23 protein-coding genes are annotated in these 20,898 nt (G+C 36.8%); 16 read left to right on the top strand and 7 right to left on the bottom strand.

Annotated features, from left to right (window positions below):
- Window positions 1-155 precede the first annotated feature (155 nt).
- The 3 genes from BDR01S_RS05040 to BDR01S_RS05030 all read left to right on the top strand — a co-directional run bounded on the left by BDR01S_RS05040 (window position 156) and on the right by BDR01S_RS05030 (window position 3,742).
- A complete protein-coding gene (locus BDR01S_RS05040) occupies window positions 156-1,025 on the top strand; it encodes a Cof-type HAD-IIB family hydrolase (RefSeq protein ID WP_066251917.1) in 870 nt (289 codons plus the stop codon).
- Between the two features lie 155 nt (window positions 1,026-1,180).
- Window positions 1,181-2,800: a long-chain fatty acid--CoA ligase gene (locus tag BDR01S_RS05035; RefSeq protein ID WP_066251920.1), complete on the top strand. Its 1,620-nt coding sequence runs from the start codon at window positions 1,181-1,183 to the stop codon at window positions 2,798-2,800.
- A 150-nt stretch (window positions 2,801-2,950) separates the two neighbouring features.
- A complete protein-coding gene (locus tag BDR01S_RS05030) occupies window positions 2,951-3,742 on the top strand; it encodes an enoyl-CoA hydratase (protein WP_066251924.1) in 792 nt (263 codons plus the stop codon).
- 37 nt (window positions 3,743-3,779) lie between these two features.
- Here BDR01S_RS05030 and BDR01S_RS05025 read toward each other — a convergent pair whose 3' ends face one another.
- Window positions 3,780-3,965, bottom strand: coding sequence for a YhzD family protein (locus BDR01S_RS05025; protein WP_066251927.1), 186 nt, complete (start codon window positions 3,963-3,965; stop codon window positions 3,780-3,782).
- Between the two features lie 126 nt (window positions 3,966-4,091).
- Here BDR01S_RS05025 and BDR01S_RS05020 point away from each other — a divergent pair, with 126 nt between their 5' ends.
- The 6 genes from BDR01S_RS05020 (at window position 4,092) to BDR01S_RS04995 (ending at window position 11,905) form a co-directional block, all read left to right on the top strand.
- Window positions 4,092-4,991, top strand: a complete 900-nt coding sequence (locus BDR01S_RS05020; RefSeq protein ID WP_066251929.1) for an ABC transporter ATP-binding protein — start codon at window positions 4,092-4,094, stop codon at window positions 4,989-4,991.
- The gene (locus BDR01S_RS05015) at window positions 4,984-6,237 is read left to right on the top strand and encodes an ABC transporter permease (protein WP_066251932.1); all 1,254 of its coding nucleotides are present in this window, start codon (window positions 4,984-4,986) and stop codon (window positions 6,235-6,237) included. The genes BDR01S_RS05020 and BDR01S_RS05015 overlap by 8 nt, the downstream gene beginning before the upstream one ends.
- A gap of 94 nt (window positions 6,238-6,331) precedes the next feature.
- Window positions 6,332-7,582, top strand: a complete 1,251-nt coding sequence (locus BDR01S_RS05010; RefSeq protein ID WP_235846493.1) for a metallophosphoesterase family protein — start codon at window positions 6,332-6,334, stop codon at window positions 7,580-7,582.
- Between the two features lie 17 nt (window positions 7,583-7,599).
- Window positions 7,600-10,605: an AAA family ATPase gene (locus BDR01S_RS05005; RefSeq protein ID WP_066251937.1), complete on the top strand. Its 3,006-nt coding sequence runs from the start codon at window positions 7,600-7,602 to the stop codon at window positions 10,603-10,605.
- Window positions 10,606-10,655: 50 nt separating this feature from the next.
- Entirely contained in the window at window positions 10,656-11,600 is a 945-nt protein-coding gene (yhaM, locus tag BDR01S_RS05000) for a 3'-5' exoribonuclease YhaM (protein ID WP_066251939.1), read from the top strand.
- Window positions 11,601-11,716: 116 nt separating this feature from the next.
- Window positions 11,717-11,905: a sporulation YhaL family protein gene (locus BDR01S_RS04995; RefSeq protein WP_066259789.1), complete on the top strand. Its 189-nt coding sequence runs from the start codon at window positions 11,717-11,719 to the stop codon at window positions 11,903-11,905.
- Window positions 11,906-11,952: 47 nt separating this feature from the next.
- Here BDR01S_RS04995 and BDR01S_RS04990 read toward each other — a convergent pair whose 3' ends face one another.
- Entirely contained in the window at window positions 11,953-12,825 is an 873-nt protein-coding gene (locus BDR01S_RS04990) for a peptidylprolyl isomerase (RefSeq protein WP_066251943.1), read from the bottom strand.
- Between the two features lie 208 nt (window positions 12,826-13,033).
- Here BDR01S_RS04990 and BDR01S_RS26610 point away from each other — a divergent pair, with 208 nt between their 5' ends.
- Entirely contained in the window at window positions 13,034-13,120 is an 87-nt protein-coding gene (locus tag BDR01S_RS26610; RefSeq protein ID WP_066251946.1) for a YjcZ family sporulation protein, read from the top strand.
- A 34-nt stretch (window positions 13,121-13,154) separates the two neighbouring features.
- Entirely contained in the window at window positions 13,155-13,247 is a 93-nt protein-coding gene (locus BDR01S_RS04980; RefSeq protein ID WP_066251949.1) for a YjcZ family sporulation protein, read from the top strand.
- A 93-nt stretch (window positions 13,248-13,340) separates the two neighbouring features.
- Here BDR01S_RS04980 and BDR01S_RS26190 read toward each other — a convergent pair whose 3' ends face one another.
- Window positions 13,341-13,520 carry a hypothetical protein gene (locus BDR01S_RS26190; protein WP_066251952.1) on the bottom strand — a complete coding sequence of 60 codons (180 nt, stop codon included), beginning with the start codon at window positions 13,518-13,520 and terminating at the stop codon, window positions 13,341-13,343.
- Window positions 13,521-13,761: 241 nt separating this feature from the next.
- Here BDR01S_RS26190 and BDR01S_RS04970 point away from each other — a divergent pair, with 241 nt between their 5' ends.
- Window positions 13,762-14,097: a DUF1878 family protein gene (locus BDR01S_RS04970; protein ID WP_066251955.1), complete on the top strand. Its 336-nt coding sequence runs from the start codon at window positions 13,762-13,764 to the stop codon at window positions 14,095-14,097.
- A gap of 7 nt (window positions 14,098-14,104) precedes the next feature.
- Here BDR01S_RS04970 and BDR01S_RS04965 read toward each other — a convergent pair whose 3' ends face one another.
- The gene (locus tag BDR01S_RS04965; protein ID WP_066251958.1) at window positions 14,105-14,680 is read right to left on the bottom strand and encodes an HTH-type transcriptional regulator Hpr; all 576 of its coding nucleotides are present in this window, start codon (window positions 14,678-14,680) and stop codon (window positions 14,105-14,107) included.
- Between the two features lie 313 nt (window positions 14,681-14,993).
- Here BDR01S_RS04965 and yhzF point away from each other — a divergent pair, with 313 nt between their 5' ends.
- Window positions 14,994-15,185 carry a membrane protein YhzF gene (gene yhzF, locus BDR01S_RS04960; protein WP_066251962.1) on the top strand — a complete coding sequence of 64 codons (192 nt, stop codon included), beginning with the start codon at window positions 14,994-14,996 and terminating at the stop codon, window positions 15,183-15,185.
- A gap of 57 nt (window positions 15,186-15,242) precedes the next feature.
- Here the strand turns inward: yhzF and BDR01S_RS04955 are convergent, their stop codons facing one another.
- Entirely contained in the window at window positions 15,243-15,770 is a 528-nt protein-coding gene (locus tag BDR01S_RS04955; protein WP_066251965.1) for a tryptophan transporter, read from the bottom strand.
- 144 nt (window positions 15,771-15,914) lie between these two features.
- The gene (locus BDR01S_RS04950; protein WP_066251970.1) at window positions 15,915-16,334 is read right to left on the bottom strand and encodes an HIT family protein; all 420 of its coding nucleotides are present in this window, start codon (window positions 16,332-16,334) and stop codon (window positions 15,915-15,917) included.
- 592 nt (window positions 16,335-16,926) lie between these two features.
- On the opposite strand from BDR01S_RS04950, the gene BDR01S_RS04945 reads away from it, so the two are divergent.
- The 3 genes from BDR01S_RS04945 (at window position 16,927) to BDR01S_RS04935 (ending at window position 19,691) form a co-directional block, all read left to right on the top strand.
- Window positions 16,927-17,667 (top strand): ABC transporter ATP-binding protein, encoded by a 741-nt coding sequence (locus BDR01S_RS04945; protein WP_066251972.1) that lies wholly within the window; start codon window positions 16,927-16,929, stop codon window positions 17,665-17,667.
- Window positions 17,660-18,871, top strand: a complete 1,212-nt coding sequence (locus BDR01S_RS04940) for an ABC transporter permease (protein WP_066251974.1) — start codon at window positions 17,660-17,662, stop codon at window positions 18,869-18,871. Before BDR01S_RS04945 ends, BDR01S_RS04940 begins: the two co-directional genes overlap by 8 nt.
- Before the next feature lie 94 nt (window positions 18,872-18,965).
- Window positions 18,966-19,691, top strand: coding sequence for an EcsC family protein (locus tag BDR01S_RS04935; RefSeq protein WP_066251978.1), 726 nt, complete (start codon window positions 18,966-18,968; stop codon window positions 19,689-19,691).
- Between the two features lie 16 nt (window positions 19,692-19,707).
- Here BDR01S_RS04935 and BDR01S_RS04930 read toward each other — a convergent pair whose 3' ends face one another.
- Entirely contained in the window at window positions 19,708-20,886 is a 1,179-nt protein-coding gene (locus BDR01S_RS04930) for a M20 family metallopeptidase (RefSeq protein WP_157406105.1), read from the bottom strand.
- Window positions 20,887-20,898 lie beyond the last annotated feature (12 nt).

Raw genomic sequence — 20,898 nt, 5'->3', positions numbered from 1 at the left:
ATTTAAGAAGTGACCGAAGGCTTTTTTTTATATGTTAGAAAATTATAAATTTCGACTTTGGAAGTTGTCCGGCTTCAGCTTTTCTGTTCTATAAATGCCTAAAAAATCATAAAAGTGATATAAAGGCTATTTCACCAAGAACAGGGGGCAACGTAATGATTTATCGCTTGCTTGCTTTAAATATTGATGGCACGCTTCTTCAAACAAATGGAAAAATCCATAAATCAACAAAAGAGGCAATTGAATATGTTCAGCAAAAAGGTATCTATGTCACCCTTGTAACTTCAAGGAGTTTCCCATCCACAAGAAAAGTAGCTAAGGCGTTAAAAATAAAATCCCCACTTATCACCCATCAAGGCGCATTTATTGCCAGCTCTGAGGACAAACCAATATATGTTCAGAGAATAAATGAGGATATAACCTACGATGCTGTTAGTTTTCTAGAGGCACTTCCATGTCAAATTCGTCTAGTCCATGAACAATTTTCTTTAGCCAATAAATTAAAACTAAGTAATAATTTATTGACTAAAACTGTTTTTACCTCAGGGGACCCAGTTTTCTATTCACAGCAATTTGTTTCGTCCCTTTCTGAATATTTACATGATCAGCCAGTCAGCCCGCCGAAGATTGAAGTTTATTTCGAAGATGAGAGTGACCTTCAAGATGCGAAAAATGCATTAAGGAAAATGTTTACCGAAATTGACATGATTGAGCTCGACTCGTTACGGTTAGATATTGTACCGGCGGGTGTTTCAAAGTTATCAGGGTTATCTTATCTGGGGAGCCAACTGGGAATCCAAATAAAAGAAATGGTTTATATCGGCGATGGTCTAGATGATATTCCATTGCTTGAGGCCGTGGGCCTTGGAGTATCGATGTGGAATGCCAATTTCGAAGTGAAGAGAGCATCAGATTGGGTTACTAGGTCAGAGAATGAGCATGGTGTTGCATATATGGTCAAAGAACACTTTAGGAAACAGCAGCCAATCGAGTTTTTAAGAAGGATGAATATTATCAAAAAATAAAGCGAGAAGATATCAAAGGTGACTTCCTTTGATATCTTTTTTATTATTCTGTTTCTTATAAAGGAATAAGGTATCATATTGACGAATAATTTATAGAGTTGACCACATTTGATGCTGCATACGGAAAATTCTTTCATAATCGGAGGGAAATGTAAATGATGCAAACTGCATTAACAATGACTCAAATGATTGAAAGGGCAGAAAAGTTTTTTCCGAAGAAACAAGTTGTATCGAGAACGGCAAGTGGCATCCATAAATTTACTTACAAACAAATTACTGAAAGAATGAGGAGGCTTGCAAGCAGCCTGGAGAAGTTGGGTATTTCAAAAGGCGAACGGATCGGGACACTGGCATGGAATCATCACCGTCACTTAGAAGCTTATTTTGCCATTCCATGTATGGGGGCTGTTCTACATACGATAAACATTCGCCTTTCTCCCCAGCATATTTCATTTATTATCAATCATGCAGAAGACCAGATTCTCCTCGTTGATTCAGACATCGTACCATTACTCGAAAAATGTGCCTCAGAATTGAAAACTGTCAAAGCCTATATTATTATGACGGATGAAAAGGAACTTCCTAAAACAACACTCTCCCCAGTCTATCATTATGAAAATCTACTATCTGAAGCTGATCCTACATTCCAATATCCTAACGATATTGCTGAAAATGATCCGGCTGGAATGTGTTATACATCGGCCACCACAGGTAATCCAAAAGGAGTGGTCTATTCGCACCGAGGCATTTTACTACATAGCATGGCACTCGGACTAGCCGATAGTGCAGCCTTAAGTGAAAAGGACATTGCCATGCCGGTTGTCCCCATGTTTCATGCAAATGCATGGGGGATGCCATTTGCAGCGGTTTGGTTTGGAACCTCATTAGTTTTGCCTGGTCCATATTTCACACCTAAATTGATTGCAGAACTCATTGAACAGGAACAAGTGACTATCACCGCGGGGGTTCCAACTATTTGGCTTGGATTATTAAAAGAACTCGATGAAGGTTCTTATGATATGAGCAGTTTAAGAGGAGTATTATGTGGTGGATCAGCAGCCCCAAAAGGATTGATTAAATCCTATGAACAAAGGCATAACATCCCATTCATACATGCTTATGGGATGACAGAAACAAGTCCCCTGGTTGTTATCTCTAATTTAAAAAGTTACCAGGAAGGGCTAGATGCAGAGGAAAGGCTAGAAATAAGAGCCAAACAGGGAATTCTTGTCCCAGGACTTGATATAAAAGTAGTTGGTCGAAATGGTGAAGTCCAATGGGACGGAAAGGAAATGGGAGAATTATGCATTAAGGGTCCATGGATTGCATCTGAATACTATCATGATGAACGAACTAAGGATGCATTCCGTGATGGCTGGCTTCATACTGGTGATGTTGTCACAATCGATGAAGAAGGTTTTGTTAAAATTGTCGACCGCACAAAGGACTTAATAAAGAGCGGTGGTGAATGGATATCCTCAGTTGATCTAGAAAATGGATTAATGGCACATGAGGCTGTTTTTGAAGCTGCAGTAGTGGCTGTTCCACATGAACAGTGGCAAGAACGTCCAATAGGCTGTGTAGTTTTAAAAGAGGCATATAAGGGGAAAACATCAAAAGAAGAACTGCTTGACTTTTTAAAGCCCCAGTTTGCGAAATGGTGGATTCCTGATGATATTTTATTCCTAGATGATATTCCCAAGAATTCTGTGGGTAAATTCCTAAAGATGTCCTTAAGGGATCAAGTGCAAAAAGATGTGCTTAGAAAAAGATAGCTATGGAGGACAAGGGATTATTCCTTTGTCCTATTGTCTGTAAAAAAAGTTCAGGTGTAGAAAATTCACTATATTTAAAAAACTTTTATGTATTTAACTCATCAATTCCATATATAATGGAATTGATGGAAGAGGATGGGGGGGCTTGGAATGTCGATCAATTTTATCACTGATAAGGTAAATGTAAAGGTTACAGGTCGTGTTGCAATGCTTGAAATGAACAGACCCGATGCGTTAAATGCTATGGACTCAGATATGATTAAGGGGCTTGTCTGTAAGCTTAAAGAAATTAGTGAGTCAGATGAAATTGATATTGTTGTAATAACAGGAAAAGGAAGAGCATTTTCAGCAGGCGGCGATATTAAAACAATGCTGTCAAACATGAATGAAATTGAATTTTTTCCAGTCATGGATAGCATTAGTGAGCTTATTATTACCCTATACAGCATGCCTAAATTAACGATTAGCGCTGTATCTGGTGCCGCAGCAGGCTTGGGATTTAGTTTAGCCCTAGCTACAGACCATATCATCGCAGAAAAGACTAGTAAGCTTGCAATGAATTTTATAGGAATCGGTTTGATCCCTGATGGCGGGGCCCATTTCTTTCTAGAGAAGAAATTAGGAGAGACAAAGGCGAAACAGGTAATCTGGGATGGTAAAATGATGGATGCTGATGAGGCATTGGAGTTGGGGTTAATTGAAGAAGTGGCGACTGTAAATCTGCAGGAGACATTAGATGCTAGAATCGCAGATTGGTTAACGAGACCTGTTCAAGCAATGATTAAAACGAAAAAAATCTTAGCTGACATGAATCGTCCATACCTGCTAAAAATTTTAGAATTAGAAAAACACTCTCAACAAAAAATGCGTGAAACAATTGATCATCAAGAAGGAATTAAAGCATTTATTGAAAAAAGACCACCTAGATTTATTGGGAAATAAAACAAAGAAGCCATCGCTTCTTTGTTTTTTTGAAGTATTAGGAATGAAACAGTAATAGCTTTCCGCTTGGTGAGGTGAAGCGATGTGTTGATTCTAATAAGTTTCTTTCCGCTAACAGCTTTTCTGCTAATTCTTTTGCAGTCTCATCATGTTCAGCCTGGATGGATTCGTCTAAAATCTTTTCTCCATTGTTTTCAAATGCAGTTAATTTATACGTTTTCATTATTCAGCCCCCTTCCTATATTTTGTTGTTATATTTTATATTTTCACATAATTTCAAAAGAAGTTCAAAAAGAATCTGAAACTATTTAATTGTTTATTCGTACTAAAATGGAGAGGAGTGTGTAAAATGGTTCTTAAACTTGAACATGTCACGAAAAAGTTTGGGGATTTTACTGCAGTGGACGATTTATCATTAGAGATACCCGACAAAGAAATGTTTGGCTTTTTAGGGGCAAATGGTGCAGGGAAGACAACGACATTTCGGATGATTTTAGGGTTGCTTGATGCTAGCGGTGGGAAGATTACCTGGGACGGCAAACCGATTGATTATTCCACCAGTCACTTGGTTGGTTATCTTCCAGAGGAGCGGGGCCTGTATCCCAAACTAAAGGTCCGTGACCAAATCGTCTATTTAGCCAGATTAAGAGGTATGCAAAAGGCTAAGGCACTTACAGAATTAAAACTTTGGCTTGATCGATTTAAGATCCCGGAGTATGAGAATAAAAAAGTCGAAGAGCTTTCGAAGGGAAACCAACAGAAAATACAATTCATTGCAGCTGTCGTTCACAAACCAAAATTACTAATTCTGGATGAGCCATTTAGCGGGCTTGACCCGGTAAATGTCGAAATGCTGAAAGAAGCAGTCTTATCTTTAAAAGAAAATGGGGCAACCATTGTATTTTCGAGTCATCGGATGGAGCATGTAGAAGAAATGTGTGAGCATCTATGCATTTTGCAAAAAGGTAGTCCGGTGGTTCATGGATCTTTAAAAGAAATAAAACGATCATTTGGTAAGAAGAACTTGGTTATCCATGCTGATTTTTCGTTGGATTCCTTAAAAAGTTATCCAGGTGTTGTTAAGTCCAAAACTACGATGGAAGGAATTCATCTGCAAATTGAAGGAGAATACATAGCCGAAAAAATCCTTAAAGAGATAGTAAATCAGGGGTTTATTCGGAAATTTTCTCTAGAAGAGCCTTCTTTAAATGATATTTTTATTGAGAAAGTAGGTGACTCTTATGAATAGTTTTTGGATTATCTTATTCCATACCTATATAAACAAGTTAAAAACAAAATCCTTTATCATTACCACTCTTTTAACAGTCTTAATTGTCTTAGCTTTAACGAACTTAAATAATATCATTGATATTTTTGATAAAGATGGCGGGAAAGAGAATATTGCAGTCCTTGATGAAACAGGTCAACTTTACGAACCTTTCAAAAAACAAGTTAAGTTAATCAATAAAGATATAAAACTATCTCCCTTCGAAGGGAGTGTTGATAATGCGGAAAAAGCCGTGGAAGAGGGGCGTTATCAAGGCATTGTTCTGCTAGCGATGAATGAGGAAAACCTGCCATTAGCTACATATAAGGCAATGAGTATTGCGGACTCTTCCATGTTTACTGATCTCAATACAAGTCTCCAGCAAGTAAAAACAATGCTTGCAGCTTCCCAAATTCAATTGACGGCAGCCCAGCTCGAAAAGCTTTATGAACCGGTTTCTTTTGAGAAAATTGCGCTCGAGAAGAATGCAAAAACAGAAGAAGAATTAAACCAAGCACGTGGTCTTGTCTACGTCCTGCTGTTTATTATCTATTTTTCAGTCATCATGTATGCAAATATGATTGCGATGGAAGTGGCGACAGAAAAGTCATCAAGAGTAATGGAAATCTTAATATCCAGTGTCTCACCAATTAAGCAGATGTTTGCGAAAATAGTCGGAATCGGTTTGTTAAGTCTGACACAGCTCGCAGTATTTCTGTCTGTTGGCTATTTCTCGTTTAAACAGAATATGGAATCATTAAAAGAAGGCTTTATGGGAGTTTATGGTTTTGGTGACATCCCTTTTGAGACGATACTCTACGCTGTCATTTTCTTCATTCTAGGTTATTTCCTTTATGCAACTTTAGCGGCATTTCTTGGTTCCCTTGTCAGCAGAATAGAAGATGTTCAGCAAATGATTACGCCTATGACGTTGTTAGTGGTTGCCGGGTTTATGATTGCAATGTTTGGCTTAGGTAAACCGGATGCATCGTTTATTACAGTAACATCCTTTATACCATTCTTTACACCGATGATTATGTTTTTGCGTGTTGGAATGCTAACAATTCCGATTTGGGAAGCACTAATAGGCATTGGAATCCTTGTTGCAACAATTACAATATTAGCCATATTTGGTGCCCGCGTATACCGTGGCGGCGTCTTAATGTATGGACAGTCAAACTCCTTTAAAGATATTAAAAAAGCATTACAGTTAACTAAGAAAGAATAAGGAAAACGAAGAGCTATTACCTGCTGGTAATGGTTCTTTATTTTTTTCGTTAGCTTATTACTAGAACGTGCATTCGTATTTAAGAGGTGCTACAATGGAGAAAAGATGTGGAAAGGAATTATTTATGAAAAAAGTAAGCTTTATTCATGCAGCAGACCTGCATTTGGACAGTCCGATGGTCGGATTAAAGCATTTACCAACAAATATTTTTATGCGTGTAAAAGAAAGTACCTTTACTGCATTAAAACAGATTACTTCGACCGCAATTTATCAGCAGGTTGACTTCGTTATTTTAGCAGGCGATTTATTCGATGGCGAGGACCGCAGCCTGCGTGCACAATCCCGCTTTCGTTCAGAGATGCTTAAGCTTGCAGAAAAGGGAATTCCTGTGTATATCATCCATGGGAATCATGATCATTTAAACGGGTCCTGGGTTCACCTTGACATGCCCTCTAATGTTCATATTTTTAAGAGTGAGGTAGAAACCAAAGTTTTACATACTAAAAGTGGTGAAATCATCCATTTATATGGCTTCAGTTATCCGACCAGACATGTCTTTGATAGAAAAATCAATGATTACATAAAGAAAGAAGGAGCGGATTTTCATATCGGAATTCTTCATGGAAATGAGAGTGCCGGGGTGGAGCATGACAACTACGCTCCCTTTACGGTTAATGATTTACTTCGAAAGGATTTTGATTATTGGGCCTTGGGACATATCCATAAAAGGGCTATTCTTTCTAATAATCCGCCAATTATTTATCCAGGTAATATCCAAGGCAGGAATAAAAAAGAATCTGGTTCAAAAGGGATCTATCATGTAACGTTATCCGAACATGATACGAAAATGAACTTTTTAGAAACGGCAGATATTATTTGGGAGGAAGTAGTTGTTGATGCTTCTTCAGCAAGAAGTTTCCACGAGTTATTGCTACTATGCCAGACTACAATCAAAAGTGTACGAAAGGATCTGAAAGCAACACTATTATCTCTGGTTTTGAAAAATATTCAATTAGATGATGCCCGTGAAAAAAGAAGTGTTGATTCCGAACTTTTAGAGCTTCTTCAAGAGGATGAAAAAGATGAGGATTCCTTTGTCTGGGTGGTGGACCTAACCATTGTAGTGAGCCAGCAAATAGACAAAGAACAAATGAAAAGGGATGCTAATTTTTATGCGGAGTTATTTGAAACTATTGACCATTTTGACAATGTGGAGCAAAGCTTGGCCCCCTTGTACGGTCACCAATTAGGGAGAAAATATTTAGTGCATTTAACGTTGGAAGAACAGAAAGAGTTAGTCGGAAAAGCAGAGAAATTGCTGATTCAATTGCTTTATCAGTCTTAAGGAAGGTGTGAAGAAGATTGAAAATTCTCGAACTACATATATATGGGTTTGGCCAATTAGAGAATGTCAAAATTACCGACCTTCATAATTTTCAAGTGTTCTATGGAGAAAATGAAGCAGGTAAGTCCACGATTATGGCCTTTATCCATTGCATCTTATTCGGTTTTCCTACAAAACAGCAATCAGCAGAACTCCGTTATGAGCCAAAACATAGTACAAAATATGGCGGGAAAATTAGGATTGTTCATGAAAGTCACGGTGGGGCAGTGATAGAACGTGTGAGAGGAAAAGCGACTGGTGATGTGAAGGTCGTTATGGACAATGGCAGGATGGGCGGCGAGGAACTTCTTAATGAATTAACAGGGAACTTTGATAAAAGTTTATTCCAAGCTATTTTTTCTTTTAATTTGCATGGCTTGCAAAATATTCATCAAATGAAAAATGATGAGATAGGCAAGTTCCTATTCTCCGCTGGAACATTAGGAACGGAAAGGCTGGCAAAAACAGAAGATTTCCTACAGAAAGAGCTAGAAATGCGCTTTAAACCTACAGGAAAGAAACCATTATTAAATGAAAAGATACAAGCACTTCATAGAATCAATGAAGAATTGAAAATAGCAGAAGCAAAGAATAAAAATTATTCAAATCTAGTAGAGAAGAAAGAAATACTCCACCAAGAAATGATGGAAATAAACGAATCATTACAGGCTTTAGGGGAAAAGATTGAAAAACTAAATGAATGGAAAAGAATCGAAACCACCGTCAAAGACGAAAAGTGGACCATGAAGGAGCTTAAAGAATTAGGGGAAATTGGGTTTCCAGTACGTGGAATTGAAAGAATTGAAAAAATAACTCAGTTCATCCATCCCTATAAAGCGGAGATTAACAGCATAACCGAAAGAATTGAAAATTTAAAAAAAGAATTAACAGTGATTCAACCAGACCAAGCTTTCCTTAAAAACGAGCCTGCTATCTTATCCTTGCTTGATCAAGTTCCACTTTTCGAGCAATTGAAGCAGGAAAAACTGAAATGTGAAACAAAACTTTTAGCTATTGAAGAAGAGCTTTCTATTACGAAAGAGAAGCTTCATTTAAACTTAAATGAAGAAGATATCTTTTCCATTAATACAAATATTTATATGAAAAATCAAGTGGAAGCAGTTTCTCGGAAAACTCAAAAGCTAGAAGAAGTGAAGGAAGAATTAGAGACTCATTATCAAGAAGAAAAGGGTATATTAGAGGAAGTAGAAAAAGAAGTCCGATTTGTAGAACGGCTTGTTTTATCTAACCAGGAACGGTTGCTGCTTGAAGAAAAGGTAAATTCGGCAAATGATAAAAAGGGATTGGAAGGAGAATTAAGGTCCTTACAAGATAAAATAGACTTCTATCAACAGATAAATGAACGAGATAAAGCAGCTTCAGCTAAACAAGTAAAGCAGAGAACACTTCAGTTTTATCTTTTTGAGTTTATCCTGGCTGTAGTAACACTGTATGGTGTGCTATCAAAGCAATGGTTTCTAGTTACGATTGGTTTACTAGGATGCATTTTTATAGCCCTTGTTATGACCAAAAGTAAGAAACAATCGCAGGATGCGGATCTTAATCAAACATTGACCAGTTTACGAGACAAGGAAAAGCAGTTAAAGCAAAAACTCCAATCAGCTGAATATCTGGAAATTACAAAACTTGAGGAGCAGTTAATGCTTGATAAACAGCGGAGAGAAGAACTTCAAGTTGTAAAGATTAAGTTAAAACAGCAGCAAGCTCAATACGAAAAGGTGATTGCAAAATTCGAACAATGGGAATTGGAGTCCGCTCAAAATAAAGAGAAGCTGCTGTCAATTAGCCGTGAATTAAAAGTACCGGAATATATTGCTAATTCCTTTTTACTTGAAGCATTTGAACTTATTGAACAATATAAAATGAATTGCAGAGAGAAAAAACTTTTGCAGACAAGGCTTGAGCAAATAAATCAGCAGCAGGAGAAAGTAATAAAGAGTCTTAATTATTACGAGCATCTTTATTTAAATGAGAAAGGTTTAGATTTATATAATGCAGCCTATGTATTGCGAAACAAGTTGAAAGAAGAACATGGCAAGCAAATAACGAGTCAAGAGAGACTCGCAAAGCTTAATGATCTTGAAGCTGATTTAAGACAGAAATCGCAGGAGCTGGCTCATCTGCGATTAGAATATAACCAACTAATCTCTTCTGCAAAGGTGGAGACAGAGTTGCAATTTTACGAACTTGGAGCTAAAGCAGAGAAGAAAGAAAAGTTAATCGAAAGGTTAGAATCACTGCAAAGCCAACTACAATATTCAATTCTCTCGGAACAGGATCGGGAAAACTTCCTCCAAATCCATCCTAGTGATGAAGTAATTACTGAATATAATCAGGAAGTCCATTTATTGCAAACAGCCTTAAAAAAACGTTTGGAAGAACAAGCTTCGATTAAGTACGAAATTCAAGCTCTAGAAGAGGGCGGCGTTTATTCGGATATTCTCCATCAATACAAACAGAAAAGATATGAATTAGAAGAGGCTGCAAAGGAGTGGTCCGTCTATTGTATCGCACAGGAGATTCTCGTAAATACGATTGAAAAGTATAAAAACATCCATTTACCAAGGATGCTCTCCAAAGCGGAAGAATATTTGTCGTTCCTCACAGATGACAACTATCATAGGATTCACTTACGAGACTCCGGTTCGGGTTTTTTAGTTGAGCGTAAGGATCATACTATTTTTGAAGCAAATGAACTTAGCCAAGCAACAACGGAACAGTTATACGTAGCTATACGACTTGCCTTTGCAGTAACGTTATATGAGAAACATCACCTCCCGATTATTATTGATGATAGTTTTGTAAACTTTGATGCAAAAAGAACGGAAAAAGTGATAGAGCTACTAAAAGGGATGAAGCGGAATCAACTATTATTTTTCACTTGTCATAAACATTTACTGCCTTTTTTCCAAAGGGAAAATGTTCTTTTTTTAGAAAAAGGTGCTGTACAGATAATTTCATAGAGTACTAATTGGATATGTTATACTCTTATTAATGGAAAGGACGTGAATTTATGGGGAAAGGTATATTAAAGCATGAAGTAGGTGAACAGGTAGAACTTTTTTTACTAATTAAAAGTTCTACAAAGGGGATTGCAAGTAATGGCAAACCTTTTTTAACACTTATTCTCCAGGACAAAAGCGGGGAGATAGAAGCAAAGCTCTGGGATGTTAATGATGAGGATGGAAAGAGTTATGCCCCACAAAGTATTGTGAAAATACTAGGGGATGTACAAAATTATCGTGGGAAAAGCCAGCTTAAAATCCGCCAAATACGCCGGACCGGGCCGTCAGATGGTGTAAAATTGGATGACTTCCTGGAGACAGCACCATTAAGCCAGGAGGAAATGTCAAGCAGACTCACTCAGTATATTTTTGAAATGAAAAATCCCAATATCCAAAGAATTACACGACACTTAATCAAAAAGCATCAGAAGGCTTTTTTAGAGTTTCCTGCAGCCACTAAAAATCATCATGAGTTTGTATCCGGGCTTGCCTATCATGTTGTGAGTATGCTTGATTTGGCTAAATCGATTGCCATGCTTTATCCAAGCCTCGACAAGGATTTACTATATGCAGGGGTTATCTTACATGATATGGGGAAAGTATTGGAATTATCGGGTCCAATTTCGACGGTCTACACGATTGAAGGAAACCTGCTTGGGCATATTACAATTATGATTAATGAAATAGGCAAAGCGGCTGAAGAACTTGGTATTTCTGGGGAAGAAGTCCTTATTCTTCAACATCTTGTTCTGAGCCATCATGGAAAAGCAGAATGGGGCAGTCCTAAACCGCCAATGATTAAAGAAGCCGAAATTCTACATTATATCGATAATCTTGATGCGAAAATGAATATGCTTGACCGGGCACTAGATCGAGTAAAGCCAGGTGAATTTACTGAGCGAATATTTGCTCTTGATAATCGTTCCTTTTATAAACCAGCGTTCCATAAATAAGATAACCCTCTTTTGGGTTATTTTTTTTGCATTTAAAGGCTAATATGAATATTTCCATTTCTAAGGAATATCATGTAGTAAAGGGTGGACAACCACTAAGGAAAGGAGCAAGAAATATGACTATTCCTATTTGGGTATATGCTGTTGTGGTTGGTATTGTAGTAAGTGCACTAATGGCACTGAAAACAGGAAGAGAAGAGCGATTGATGGAAATGGAAAACATTGAGCAGGAAGGCGAAATCTATATGAAACGCCTGGAGAGAGAAAAGGAATTGAAGGAAGAACTAAGGGTTACCGGAGAATAGAAAAGCGGAAGCGCTCGTTTAGAGGCGTTTCCGCTTTTTTCATTTTTTTAATGAGCTGCAGTTGCTGCAGTTGTTTGTGGGTTAAGTGCATCTTTTAAGTCTTTATCACTAACTTTAACATCTGCAGCTTTTAGTTCACGCTGCATAGCTTTATTAATTTCTTCTGTCGTTAATTTAGAGGACTTTACTTGAGTTACGATTTCGTCCTTCATCTCTGCGTATGGTTTTTTCTCTTTTTTGTCTGTTAATTGGATAATATGATAACCAAATTGAGATTTTACTGGAGCACTGATTTCATTGACTTTTAAAGCATAGGCAGCTTTTTCAAAGTCTGGATCCATCTTACCTGTTCCAAACCAGCCTAAATCCCCACCGTTTGCTTTAGAGCCTTCATCAGTTGAATACTCTTTTGCAACATCTTCAAATTTTGCTCCACCATCAAGCTTTTTCTTCACTTCTTTTGCAGTCTTTTCATCAGCAACAAGGATATGACGCGCCTTAATTTCCGGCTTATAATTATCGTAGTAATCCTTTAATTCTTTATCGGTTACTTTAACGCCTTTCATTGCAGCTTTTTCCTGCATCATGCCTAGCTTCATTGTTTTCTTCAAGTCAGCTTCGCTTTTATAACCATATTGTGCAAGGGTCGTTTCAAAATTTGCACCAAGATCGGTTTTTAATTGATCAATTTTTGCATTTAACTCCTTATCTGTAACCTTGTATTTCTTAGCTAGAACTTTTTCATATACAAGTTGCTGAAGGGCTTGATCTCCGTATTTATCCTTCATTGTATTGTAAAGTTCTTCTTGAGTTACGTTACCAACTTTGCTCTCTGCCACTGTATCAGAACCGCTTTGATTACATGCAGTTAATGCAAGTACTCCGCCAGCTAATGTAAGGGCTAATAACCATTTTTTCATGATGAAATCTCTCCTAAACAGTAATTTCTTGTCCACAAACTCTACTATAACATAAATGGTAACTCCTGCAAAAATAATACAATGATTATTTTTTGAAATTTTTCACAAAAGTGAACTTAAAACATTTCAAAAAAAAATGGGAAGTGCCTAAACGAATTGAATTTGGTTTGAATAGTATATCGTAGTAAATGGAAAAGGAGGTATTACGATGAGCCATGAACATGGAGCGGGCTTTGCTCTAATTGTAGTACTTTTCATACTATTAATTATTGTGGGAGCTTCTTGGATTTATTAAGACCGAATAGTACTTTATGAATGGAGGGGAATATATGTCTGGTGGAGCAGGTTACGGTGGAGGCTTTGCGTTAGTGGTTGTCCTATTTATTTTATTAATAATCATCGGAGCTTCTTGGGTTTATTAATAAAAATCGCAAACTAAAAGCGATGAGAAAATCTCATCGCTTCTATTTTTTTATTAATACAAATGCCTTCGTTTGCATAGTGTTCCCCTTGGGTCATGTATATAAAATTTCCAAATATGAAGATATTAGAAGAATCGTAATTAGGATATTTATAGTACGAAATACCTTATGTTGGTTTTCTTCAGGAATTTCTTTTTGGATACAAAGTGAATTGGTCATTTTATTTACATAAAACAAGATGAAAATTGCTAAGACAATAAAAATGGAGATCATCAATGATTCCCTCCCTGATGTTCGTGTTATGTTTAATACATTATCAAATATTATAAAAAAAAGATAGTCAAAAAGAATGGAAGAATGTTAGGCTCATAAGTGAACCGCATGAACCATTTAAAATCTGAAGGAAAAAAACATAAAAAAATTCCCCTTATAGGGATTAAAATAGTTTACCCAATGTTTTAAAAGGTTAATAATATACATATACCATGTAAAATAATGAAAAGAGGGCTAATGGATGAATGAACAAGAATTACTGGAAAGAATTAAAATCCTTGAATATCACCAAAAGCTGTTGCTAAAGTTGCTCAATGATTCAACGCTCGATTTATATAAACTTATTATTGAAAATGGGATATCCGAACAGGAAGTAAAGCTGTTTTATTCTTTATGTAACAAAATGAGCATAAAATTAGAAGAACAAAAAGCGGAGGGATATGTATACTTCCAGCCGCTTTTTCATGAATTATCTGTCTCTTTACCTTTCAATCTTAATATGAGAGCAATAATAAACGCTTGTTTGAAGCAGAAGCTTTATATGCCTCTTTTTCAAGAGTTGGAAAAGTACTTATAGTTCAGTATTAAACGAGTTCTTGTTCAATATTTTTTGATTTTTTTAGTTTTCCATCTTCTTCAATGAATCTACTTTCAATATTATGAAAAGAACGTTCAAAGATTTCCATGAAATCTTCTCCATAAATATTACGGACAATTGCCATCATTTCAACAATCTCAGGAAACTTCCCGTATAATTCACGAAGCGGCAAGGCACCCGAAAATACAGCATTGTCATTCGGCTCATAGGTTTCCATTAATTGAAGTAATATCTCTTCGCCTGCATCAGTAAGTTGAATATAAGTATTGCGCTTGTCATTTTCCTTTTTTGAAAACTGAAGTAATCCTCGCTCTTCTAACTTTTTCGAAAAATTAAATGCGGTTGAAACATGCATGACGCCAAACTTCGCCACATCCGAGATGGAGGCACCGTTTAAATGGTAGGCAATCCATAGAATATGATGTTCATTAATATTTAAATCAAAAGGTTTTATCCATTGCTGCCAGTCTTTCTCAATTGCTTTCCACAAGGCTTTACTTAATTGTGCAACTCTCTGAGTAAAAATCATCGCTTCCTTCATAGTAAATTGTTTCTCGGTCATCCCCATTTTCACCTACTTTTTTATTTCTGTATTTTCATTATGCCAATAAAGTAAAAATTAATAAAGATATAAATTCACAAAATTTTTAAAAATTAGAATAATAATCTATTGAATTTTTGTTTTTTAGATCAAATACATCCATTGAATAATAGGAAATTTTAGAATATTTAACTTAAAAATTGTTAACTAATTAGTCAGTTAATTATCCCTATCATTAATCTGTCAGCCCTTGTTCATAGGAATGGACGGGTAAACATATAAATAGTTACAACAATTAGTCGCTTTTTTGAGACTAAATAGGGGGACAAGAAGAATGAAGATGGCAGCTCTCATTTTTTTTATCTTTAGTACAATCCTTTTATTGAGTGCAATTAAGGTTTTTTTGAAATTAGCAAGATCCGGTGTATATCCACCTAAACATATTTTAAAGAAAAGATTTGTTGCACTAGCTGGATGCGGTGGGTTTTTCATGTTAATTGCCATAATGATTAGTTATTTTTTATAGAATTATATTAAGAAAAGAACCCATCGGGGGTTCTTTTCTTAAAAAGGATCCCGTGCATTATTTTTGAATGACGGAAGGTGATGTTAATTTAGTTCGCTTAACAATTGATTGAGCAACTGGATACAAAATAACCATTATAATGGTATTGAGAGCAATAGCTGGGACAACACCTGCAGCAAATAGTGCGGTGAAGGACGCAGGTAAACTTACTAGAAAGAATGCTGCTGTTAGAAAGATAGTCCCTGATACAAGAGTTCCAATGGCAGTTAAAACACCAACACTAACAATCGAATTTCGGTATTTTTTTAAGGATAAAAATAAACCGAGGAAGACCAAAGCTGTGATAGGCTTATCAATGATATTTGGAATTTGTCCGCCTGGAAAGCCTGTAGTTAATGCAGACAATACTCCTGTCACAATTGCCAAGAGCAATACACTCTTGATCTCAGGAATAAGAATTATTCCTAAAAACATCATAGCCAGCATCATGTCAGGTTTTATTCCAAGAAAACTTGGCATTACCGTATGCAAGACCACCCCAATCCCCGCTAATAGTGCTAAAATTACAATGTTCTTCGTATTCATTTCTCATCTCTCCTCTGCTATACTAATCTATTTGTTCCTCCTGCAGTGCGCTAGTTGCCTGCAGCGAAAAACCTGTATTCATTATACCATATTAATATAATAATAATAAAGATATAATTTTCTGATAATTATAAAAATATTTTTCTATACTTGTTTATTAATATTTGCAGCCATTGCCTCTAACATGTCAAAAGTATACTCATGTTGATTACTTTTCCATACAGCTCCGAATCCGTCGCCTTTTCCGTAACGAGGAATTAAATGCATGTGATAATGAAAAACAGATTGGCCTGCATGTTCACCATTATTATTAATGGCATTTAAGCCAATTGGATTAAATTCTTGTTTTAAGGCGTTCGCAATGGCGGGGACTACTTCAAAAAGGTTTCTGGCCATTTCCGGCGTTAATTCATATAAGTTTTCTTTATGTACTTTTGGAATAACCAAAGTATGTCCCTTTGTCACCTGAGTAATATCTAAAAAGGCTAATACATGTTCATTCTCAAAAACTTTTGCGGATGGAATTTCTCCATTAACAATTTTACAAAAAATACAATCACTCATTCGATCCACGATCCCTTCTAAATAGTTTGTATTATTTTACCATGAAAACTAAAAAAGAAAAAGACAGGATCCGCATGGGATCCTGCCCTCTCGAAGGGGTTTGCTTCAATTGGTACGTTCATTAGGAGTGTTCTTTGATAAACACCTCATTTTTCATAGAGTGTTTTTATAAAGAGACATCGTTGTTCAAGCTGACCATCCCCTATGTTGTTTTTATATGTTTTCCCAACTTATAAAAACAGGTAGCGATCTGCGGTAAACACCTCATTTAATGTTTATTTTTTTAAGATAAACAGTGACTTGGTGTACTAGAACTCAAAATGGTTACTGTGCACGCTGTACAAAACAACCATCCCCTTATCTGAAACGAATTGGAAGCTCACTTGTTTGAAATGTAAATTGTCTTTGACAGACACCTCATCTCAAGTTTTGATGAATTTCTTCATCGAAGTAAGTTATTTCCCCTTCGAATATTATGATGTCCGATGTGAAAAGAAATATACAAAAAAAATGATAAAAATTTGAAAACTATTTTTATCAAGGACAATTTGTTAAAATAAAAAGATAATCCTGTTAAGGAAGGACGTTGCAAATGTCTTTATTAATGATTGAAAATCTTGTCGGGGGATATACAAGAAACCCTGTCTTAAAAGATGTCTCCTTTGAAGTAAAGGAACGAGAATTGGTCGGATTGATTGGTTTAAATGGCGCGGGGAAGAGTACAACCATAAAACATATTATTGGATTAATGGAACCGCACAAAGGTTCAGTAAAAATAAATGGTCATACTTTCACAGAAAATAAAGAGGCTTATCGTAAATTGTTTACCTTTATTCCTGAAACACCTGTTTTATATGAAGAATTGACTCTTGAGGAGCATTTGAAACTAACAGCCATGGCGTATGGGCTTGATGAGGCTACCTATAAAGAACGAATTACTTCATTACTGACAGAATTTCGAATGGAAAAGCGTTTAAAGTGGTTTCCAGCCCATTTTTCAAAAGGCATGAAACAAAAGGTAATGATTATGTGTGCGTTTTTAATTCAGCCGTCTCTGTATATTGTCGATGAACCTTTTGTTGGACTTGATCCGCTTGGAATCCAATCCCTGCTCGATTTAATGAAAAAAATGAAGGATAACGGTGCAGGCATTTTAATGTCCACACATATTTTAGCCACAGCCGAAAGATATTGCGATCGATTTGTGATTCTTCATGAAGGTAAAATTCGTGCAAAAGGGACCCTTGAAGAGTTGAGAGAGCAATTCTCAATGCCAGCTGCTTCTTTAGATGATTTGTATATTCAATTAACAAAGGAAGAAAATTATGTTTGATGAAAAAAAGCTTTGGAAGGACCGAGCAAGCGGTCGTATGAAGGATTTAGGCAGGTATTTACGTTATATTTTCAATGGGCATCTAGTCGTTGTTTTATTATTTTTAATTGGAACGGCTTCTTTTTATTATCAAAAGTGGATCGAAACCCTTCCTGATGGTTTTCCTGCAGAACTAATTATCGCTGTTCTACTAGGTTTCTTGTTAACCTACAGTCCAGTATCTAATTTATTGCTTGAAGCAGATCAGGTGTTTATACTCCCGCTTGAGAATAAATTGAGAGGGTATTTCCTTCGTTCAGGTGGAGCGAGCCTTGTTTTCCAAGGTTACCTGCTTCTTATGGTGCTGGCAGTATTAATGCCCATGTATGCCCGGATAAGCAGTAATGGCTTCCAATCATTTTTCCCTTTTCTAGTGATCCTGTTAGCCTTAAAAGCCTGGAATTTAACAACGAGTTGGCGGATCGATTTTTTTGTCCAAGCTTCTATCCATAGATGGGACATTGTCGTTCGATATTTAATTAATGCGATTTTTACTTATTTGCTATTTAAACAAGCCAATATTTTTATCCTGTTGTTCATTGTGGTCGTTTGCGCTTTGTATTACTATTATTTTTCTGCTCAAACTAAGAAAATGGGCCTTAAATGGGATTTATTAATTAGTCAAGAAGAGAAAAGAATGGCATCCTTTTATCGGTTGGCGAATATGTTTACTGATGTTCCTAAATTAAGGGATACAGTTAAAAGAAGAAAATGGTTAGATCTATTTATTAATCGAATTGCTTTTTCCAGAGATAAGACCTATTTATATTTGTTTTCGAGAGCGTTTCTGCGGTCATCGGATTATCTTGGACTTTTTATACGTTTAACAGTAATTGGCGTTCTTGCAATTTATTTTATCTCTTTTGGTGTAGGTCAAATTTTACTCGGGATTTTATTCTTATATTTAACAGGTTTTCAGCTTCTTCCACTGTGGAATCATCATCAAAACAAATTGTGGGTTGACATATATCCTGTTGAACAAAAATATAAAGAAATAGCATTTAACTCTTTATTAATGACCATTTTAGCGATCCAAACAGTCATCTTTTCTTTATTTATAGTAGTTAAGGGCGACTTGTTCAGCTCGTTGCTATCCATAATTGCAGGAATTGTGTTTAGCTATGTTTTTGTTTATTTTTACGCTAAAAATCGATTAAAAGTATAATCCAGATCCCCTTGAAAATTTAAGGGGATTCTTTTGAAACTATTGGGCGGAGAACTTCGTATGGATGCATAATATTATAGTGGAGGGGTGACCAATGAACGAGTATGAATTAAAAGTTTATGAAGAAGTCGAAGAGTGGAAACGGAAAATAACGAGACGTTCAGGAATGATGAACCGATTATCGAAAAAAGCCCAAGGAAAAATAAATGAATTTATCCCTGAAAAGGTTCACGAAGTAATGACAGAAAGTATCAAAGCAATGGTTAAAGCAACGCTGTTCGGTTCGCAGATGACAACCAATAAGGATCAGGCACTCGGGTTAACTCTTGCTGAAAGAGATGAATTGGCAGTTAAAAAAATGGCTGCCTTTCAAAAGACGGCGATGATCGAAGGGGCGGGGACTGGAGCTGGTGGAATTTTACTTGGGCTGGCTGATTTTCCATTACTGCTTTCCATAAAGATGAAATTTCTATTTGAAGCAGCTTCCATCTATGGGTTTAATACAAAGGAATATGCAGAAAGATTGTTTATTCTTCATGTATTTCAGCTGGCATTTTCAAGTGAGGAGATTCGAAAAAGTACATTAGCTGAAATTGAAAACTGGGAGACTCGAAAGACTGTCCTAGTGGAAATGGATTGGCGCAAGTTTCAGCAGGAGTATCGAGATTATATTGACCTGGCTAAAATGCTCCAGCTAGTGCCGGGCATTGGAGCTTTTGTTGGTGCCTATGCCAATAACAATCTCCTTAAGCATTTAGGTGACACAGCCATGAATGCCTATCGACTAAGACTGCTGCAAAAATCCCCTGACCCAATTTGAGTCAAGGGGATTTTTCTTAATGATTACCATGAATATTAATTGCTGCCACTCCTAATGTTTTTGCTGCAATTAACATTGCTTTTTCATCGATATCAAATCTAGGGTGATGATGGGGGTATCCCGTGTCGTTACCAAGTGGCTTTGCCCCTGTGAAGAAGAAGGTACCTGGGACGTTTTGTAAGTAGTAGGCAAAATCTTCACCGCCCATTTGGGGTTCGGTTTCTTCAATGGTGGTCACTTCTGCGACTTTCTGTGCACAGGAAGTCAAAAATACAGTTTCTTTCTCAGAATTGACCACCGCTGGATAGCCCCGTACAAATCTAAAGTCATAAGTACTGCCGGACATGGAGCATGTGCCCGCAATTATTCTTTCCATCTCTACTTCGATCAATTGTTGGACGGTCTCACTAAATGTACGAACGGTGCCAATGAGTTTTGCTTTGTCTGCAATAACGTTAAATGCATTTTGTGCAGTGAAAGAACCGATGGTGACCACCGCCGCATCAACGGGATTTACTCTCCGACTGACAATCTGCTGTAGATTTAAGACAATCTGGGATGCAGTAACAATCGCGTCTAGCGTTTTATGCGGCTGGGCCCCATGGCCGCCCTTGCCTTGAATATCAATTTCAAAACGGTCAGCCGCCGCCATTATTGGACCGGTTCGATATTGAATCGTCCCCGTCGGTTCGCTTGCCCATAAATGAGTACCGAAAATAACATCAACATTTTCCAAACAGCCATCCTCAATCATGGAAATGGCGCCACCTGGTGCATACTCTTCCGCATGTTGATGGATAAATACATAGGTGCCTTCTAATTCCTCTTTTAGTTCATTCAAAGTTTTAGCAAGGACGAGGAGAGTGGCAGTATGGCCATCATGTCCACAGGCATGCATCACCCCGGGCACTAAAGATTTGTACGGCACGTCCTTTTCATCTTGGATGGGCAGTGCATCAAAGTCAGCCCGTAGTGCTACTGTTTTACCTGGTTTTTTTCCGTAAACCTTTGCAACCACACCATTCCCGCCAACATTCCCTTTTACTTCAATTTGGAGCTTCTCATAAAAAGCCTGAATGAATTTGGCGGTATTATATTCCTGAAAGGATAATTCCGGATGTTGGTGCATAAAGCGGCGGATATCAACCATCTCTTCATAAGCCCCTTCTAAGGCTGCAAACAACTTGTTTATCAAATCTATTCCTCC

Source organism: Neobacillus drentensis NBRC 102427 (assembly GCF_001591445.1).
GTDB lineage: Bacteria > Bacillota > Bacilli > Bacillales > Cytobacillaceae > Neobacillus > Neobacillus drentensis.
Note: the sequence above shows the minus strand (reverse complement) of the source record. Positions and strands in the feature narration are given on the sequence as shown.

What these genes read in the sequence shown, in the direction of transcription:
- BDR01S_RS05040 (WP_066251917.1), top strand. Translation starts at nt 156, where the DNA reads ATGATTTATCGCTTGCTTGCTTTAAATATTGATGGCACGCTTCTTCAA.
- BDR01S_RS05035 (WP_066251920.1), top strand. Translation starts at nt 1,181, where the DNA reads ATGATGCAAACTGCATTAACAATGACTCAAATGATTGAAAGGGCAGAA.
- BDR01S_RS05030 (WP_066251924.1), top strand. Translation starts at nt 2,951, where the DNA reads ATGTCGATCAATTTTATCACTGATAAGGTAAATGTAAAGGTTACAGGT.
- BDR01S_RS05025 (WP_066251927.1), bottom strand. Translation starts at nt 3,965, where the DNA reads ATGAAAACGTATAAATTAACTGCATTTGAAAACAATGGAGAAAAGATT.
- BDR01S_RS05020 (WP_066251929.1), top strand. Translation starts at nt 4,092, where the DNA reads ATGGTTCTTAAACTTGAACATGTCACGAAAAAGTTTGGGGATTTTACT.
- BDR01S_RS05015 (WP_066251932.1), top strand. Translation starts at nt 4,984, where the DNA reads ATGAATAGTTTTTGGATTATCTTATTCCATACCTATATAAACAAGTTA.
- BDR01S_RS05010 (WP_235846493.1), top strand. Translation starts at nt 6,332, where the DNA reads ATGGAGAAAAGATGTGGAAAGGAATTATTTATGAAAAAAGTAAGCTTT.
- yhaM (WP_066251939.1), top strand. Translation starts at nt 10,656, where the DNA reads ATGGGGAAAGGTATATTAAAGCATGAAGTAGGTGAACAGGTAGAACTT.
- BDR01S_RS04995 (WP_066259789.1), top strand. Translation starts at nt 11,717, where the DNA reads ATGACTATTCCTATTTGGGTATATGCTGTTGTGGTTGGTATTGTAGTA.
- BDR01S_RS04990 (WP_066251943.1), bottom strand. Translation starts at nt 12,825, where the DNA reads ATGAAAAAATGGTTATTAGCCCTTACATTAGCTGGCGGAGTACTTGCA.
- BDR01S_RS26610 (WP_066251946.1), top strand. Translation starts at nt 13,034, where the DNA reads ATGAGCCATGAACATGGAGCGGGCTTTGCTCTAATTGTAGTACTTTTC.
- BDR01S_RS04980 (WP_066251949.1), top strand. Translation starts at nt 13,155, where the DNA reads ATGTCTGGTGGAGCAGGTTACGGTGGAGGCTTTGCGTTAGTGGTTGTC.
- BDR01S_RS26190 (WP_066251952.1), bottom strand. Translation starts at nt 13,520, where the DNA reads ATGATCTCCATTTTTATTGTCTTAGCAATTTTCATCTTGTTTTATGTA.
- BDR01S_RS04970 (WP_066251955.1), top strand. Translation starts at nt 13,762, where the DNA reads ATGAATGAACAAGAATTACTGGAAAGAATTAAAATCCTTGAATATCAC.
- BDR01S_RS04965 (WP_066251958.1), bottom strand. Translation starts at nt 14,680, where the DNA reads ATGACCGAGAAACAATTTACTATGAAGGAAGCGATGATTTTTACTCAG.
- yhzF (WP_066251962.1), top strand. Translation starts at nt 14,994, where the DNA reads ATGAAGATGGCAGCTCTCATTTTTTTTATCTTTAGTACAATCCTTTTA.
- BDR01S_RS04955 (WP_066251965.1), bottom strand. Translation starts at nt 15,770, where the DNA reads ATGAATACGAAGAACATTGTAATTTTAGCACTATTAGCGGGGATTGGG.
- BDR01S_RS04950 (WP_066251970.1), bottom strand. Translation starts at nt 16,334, where the DNA reads ATGAGTGATTGTATTTTTTGTAAAATTGTTAATGGAGAAATTCCATCC.
- BDR01S_RS04945 (WP_066251972.1), top strand. Translation starts at nt 16,927, where the DNA reads ATGTCTTTATTAATGATTGAAAATCTTGTCGGGGGATATACAAGAAAC.
- BDR01S_RS04940 (WP_066251974.1), top strand. Translation starts at nt 17,660, where the DNA reads ATGTTTGATGAAAAAAAGCTTTGGAAGGACCGAGCAAGCGGTCGTATG.
- BDR01S_RS04935 (WP_066251978.1), top strand. Translation starts at nt 18,966, where the DNA reads ATGAACGAGTATGAATTAAAAGTTTATGAAGAAGTCGAAGAGTGGAAA.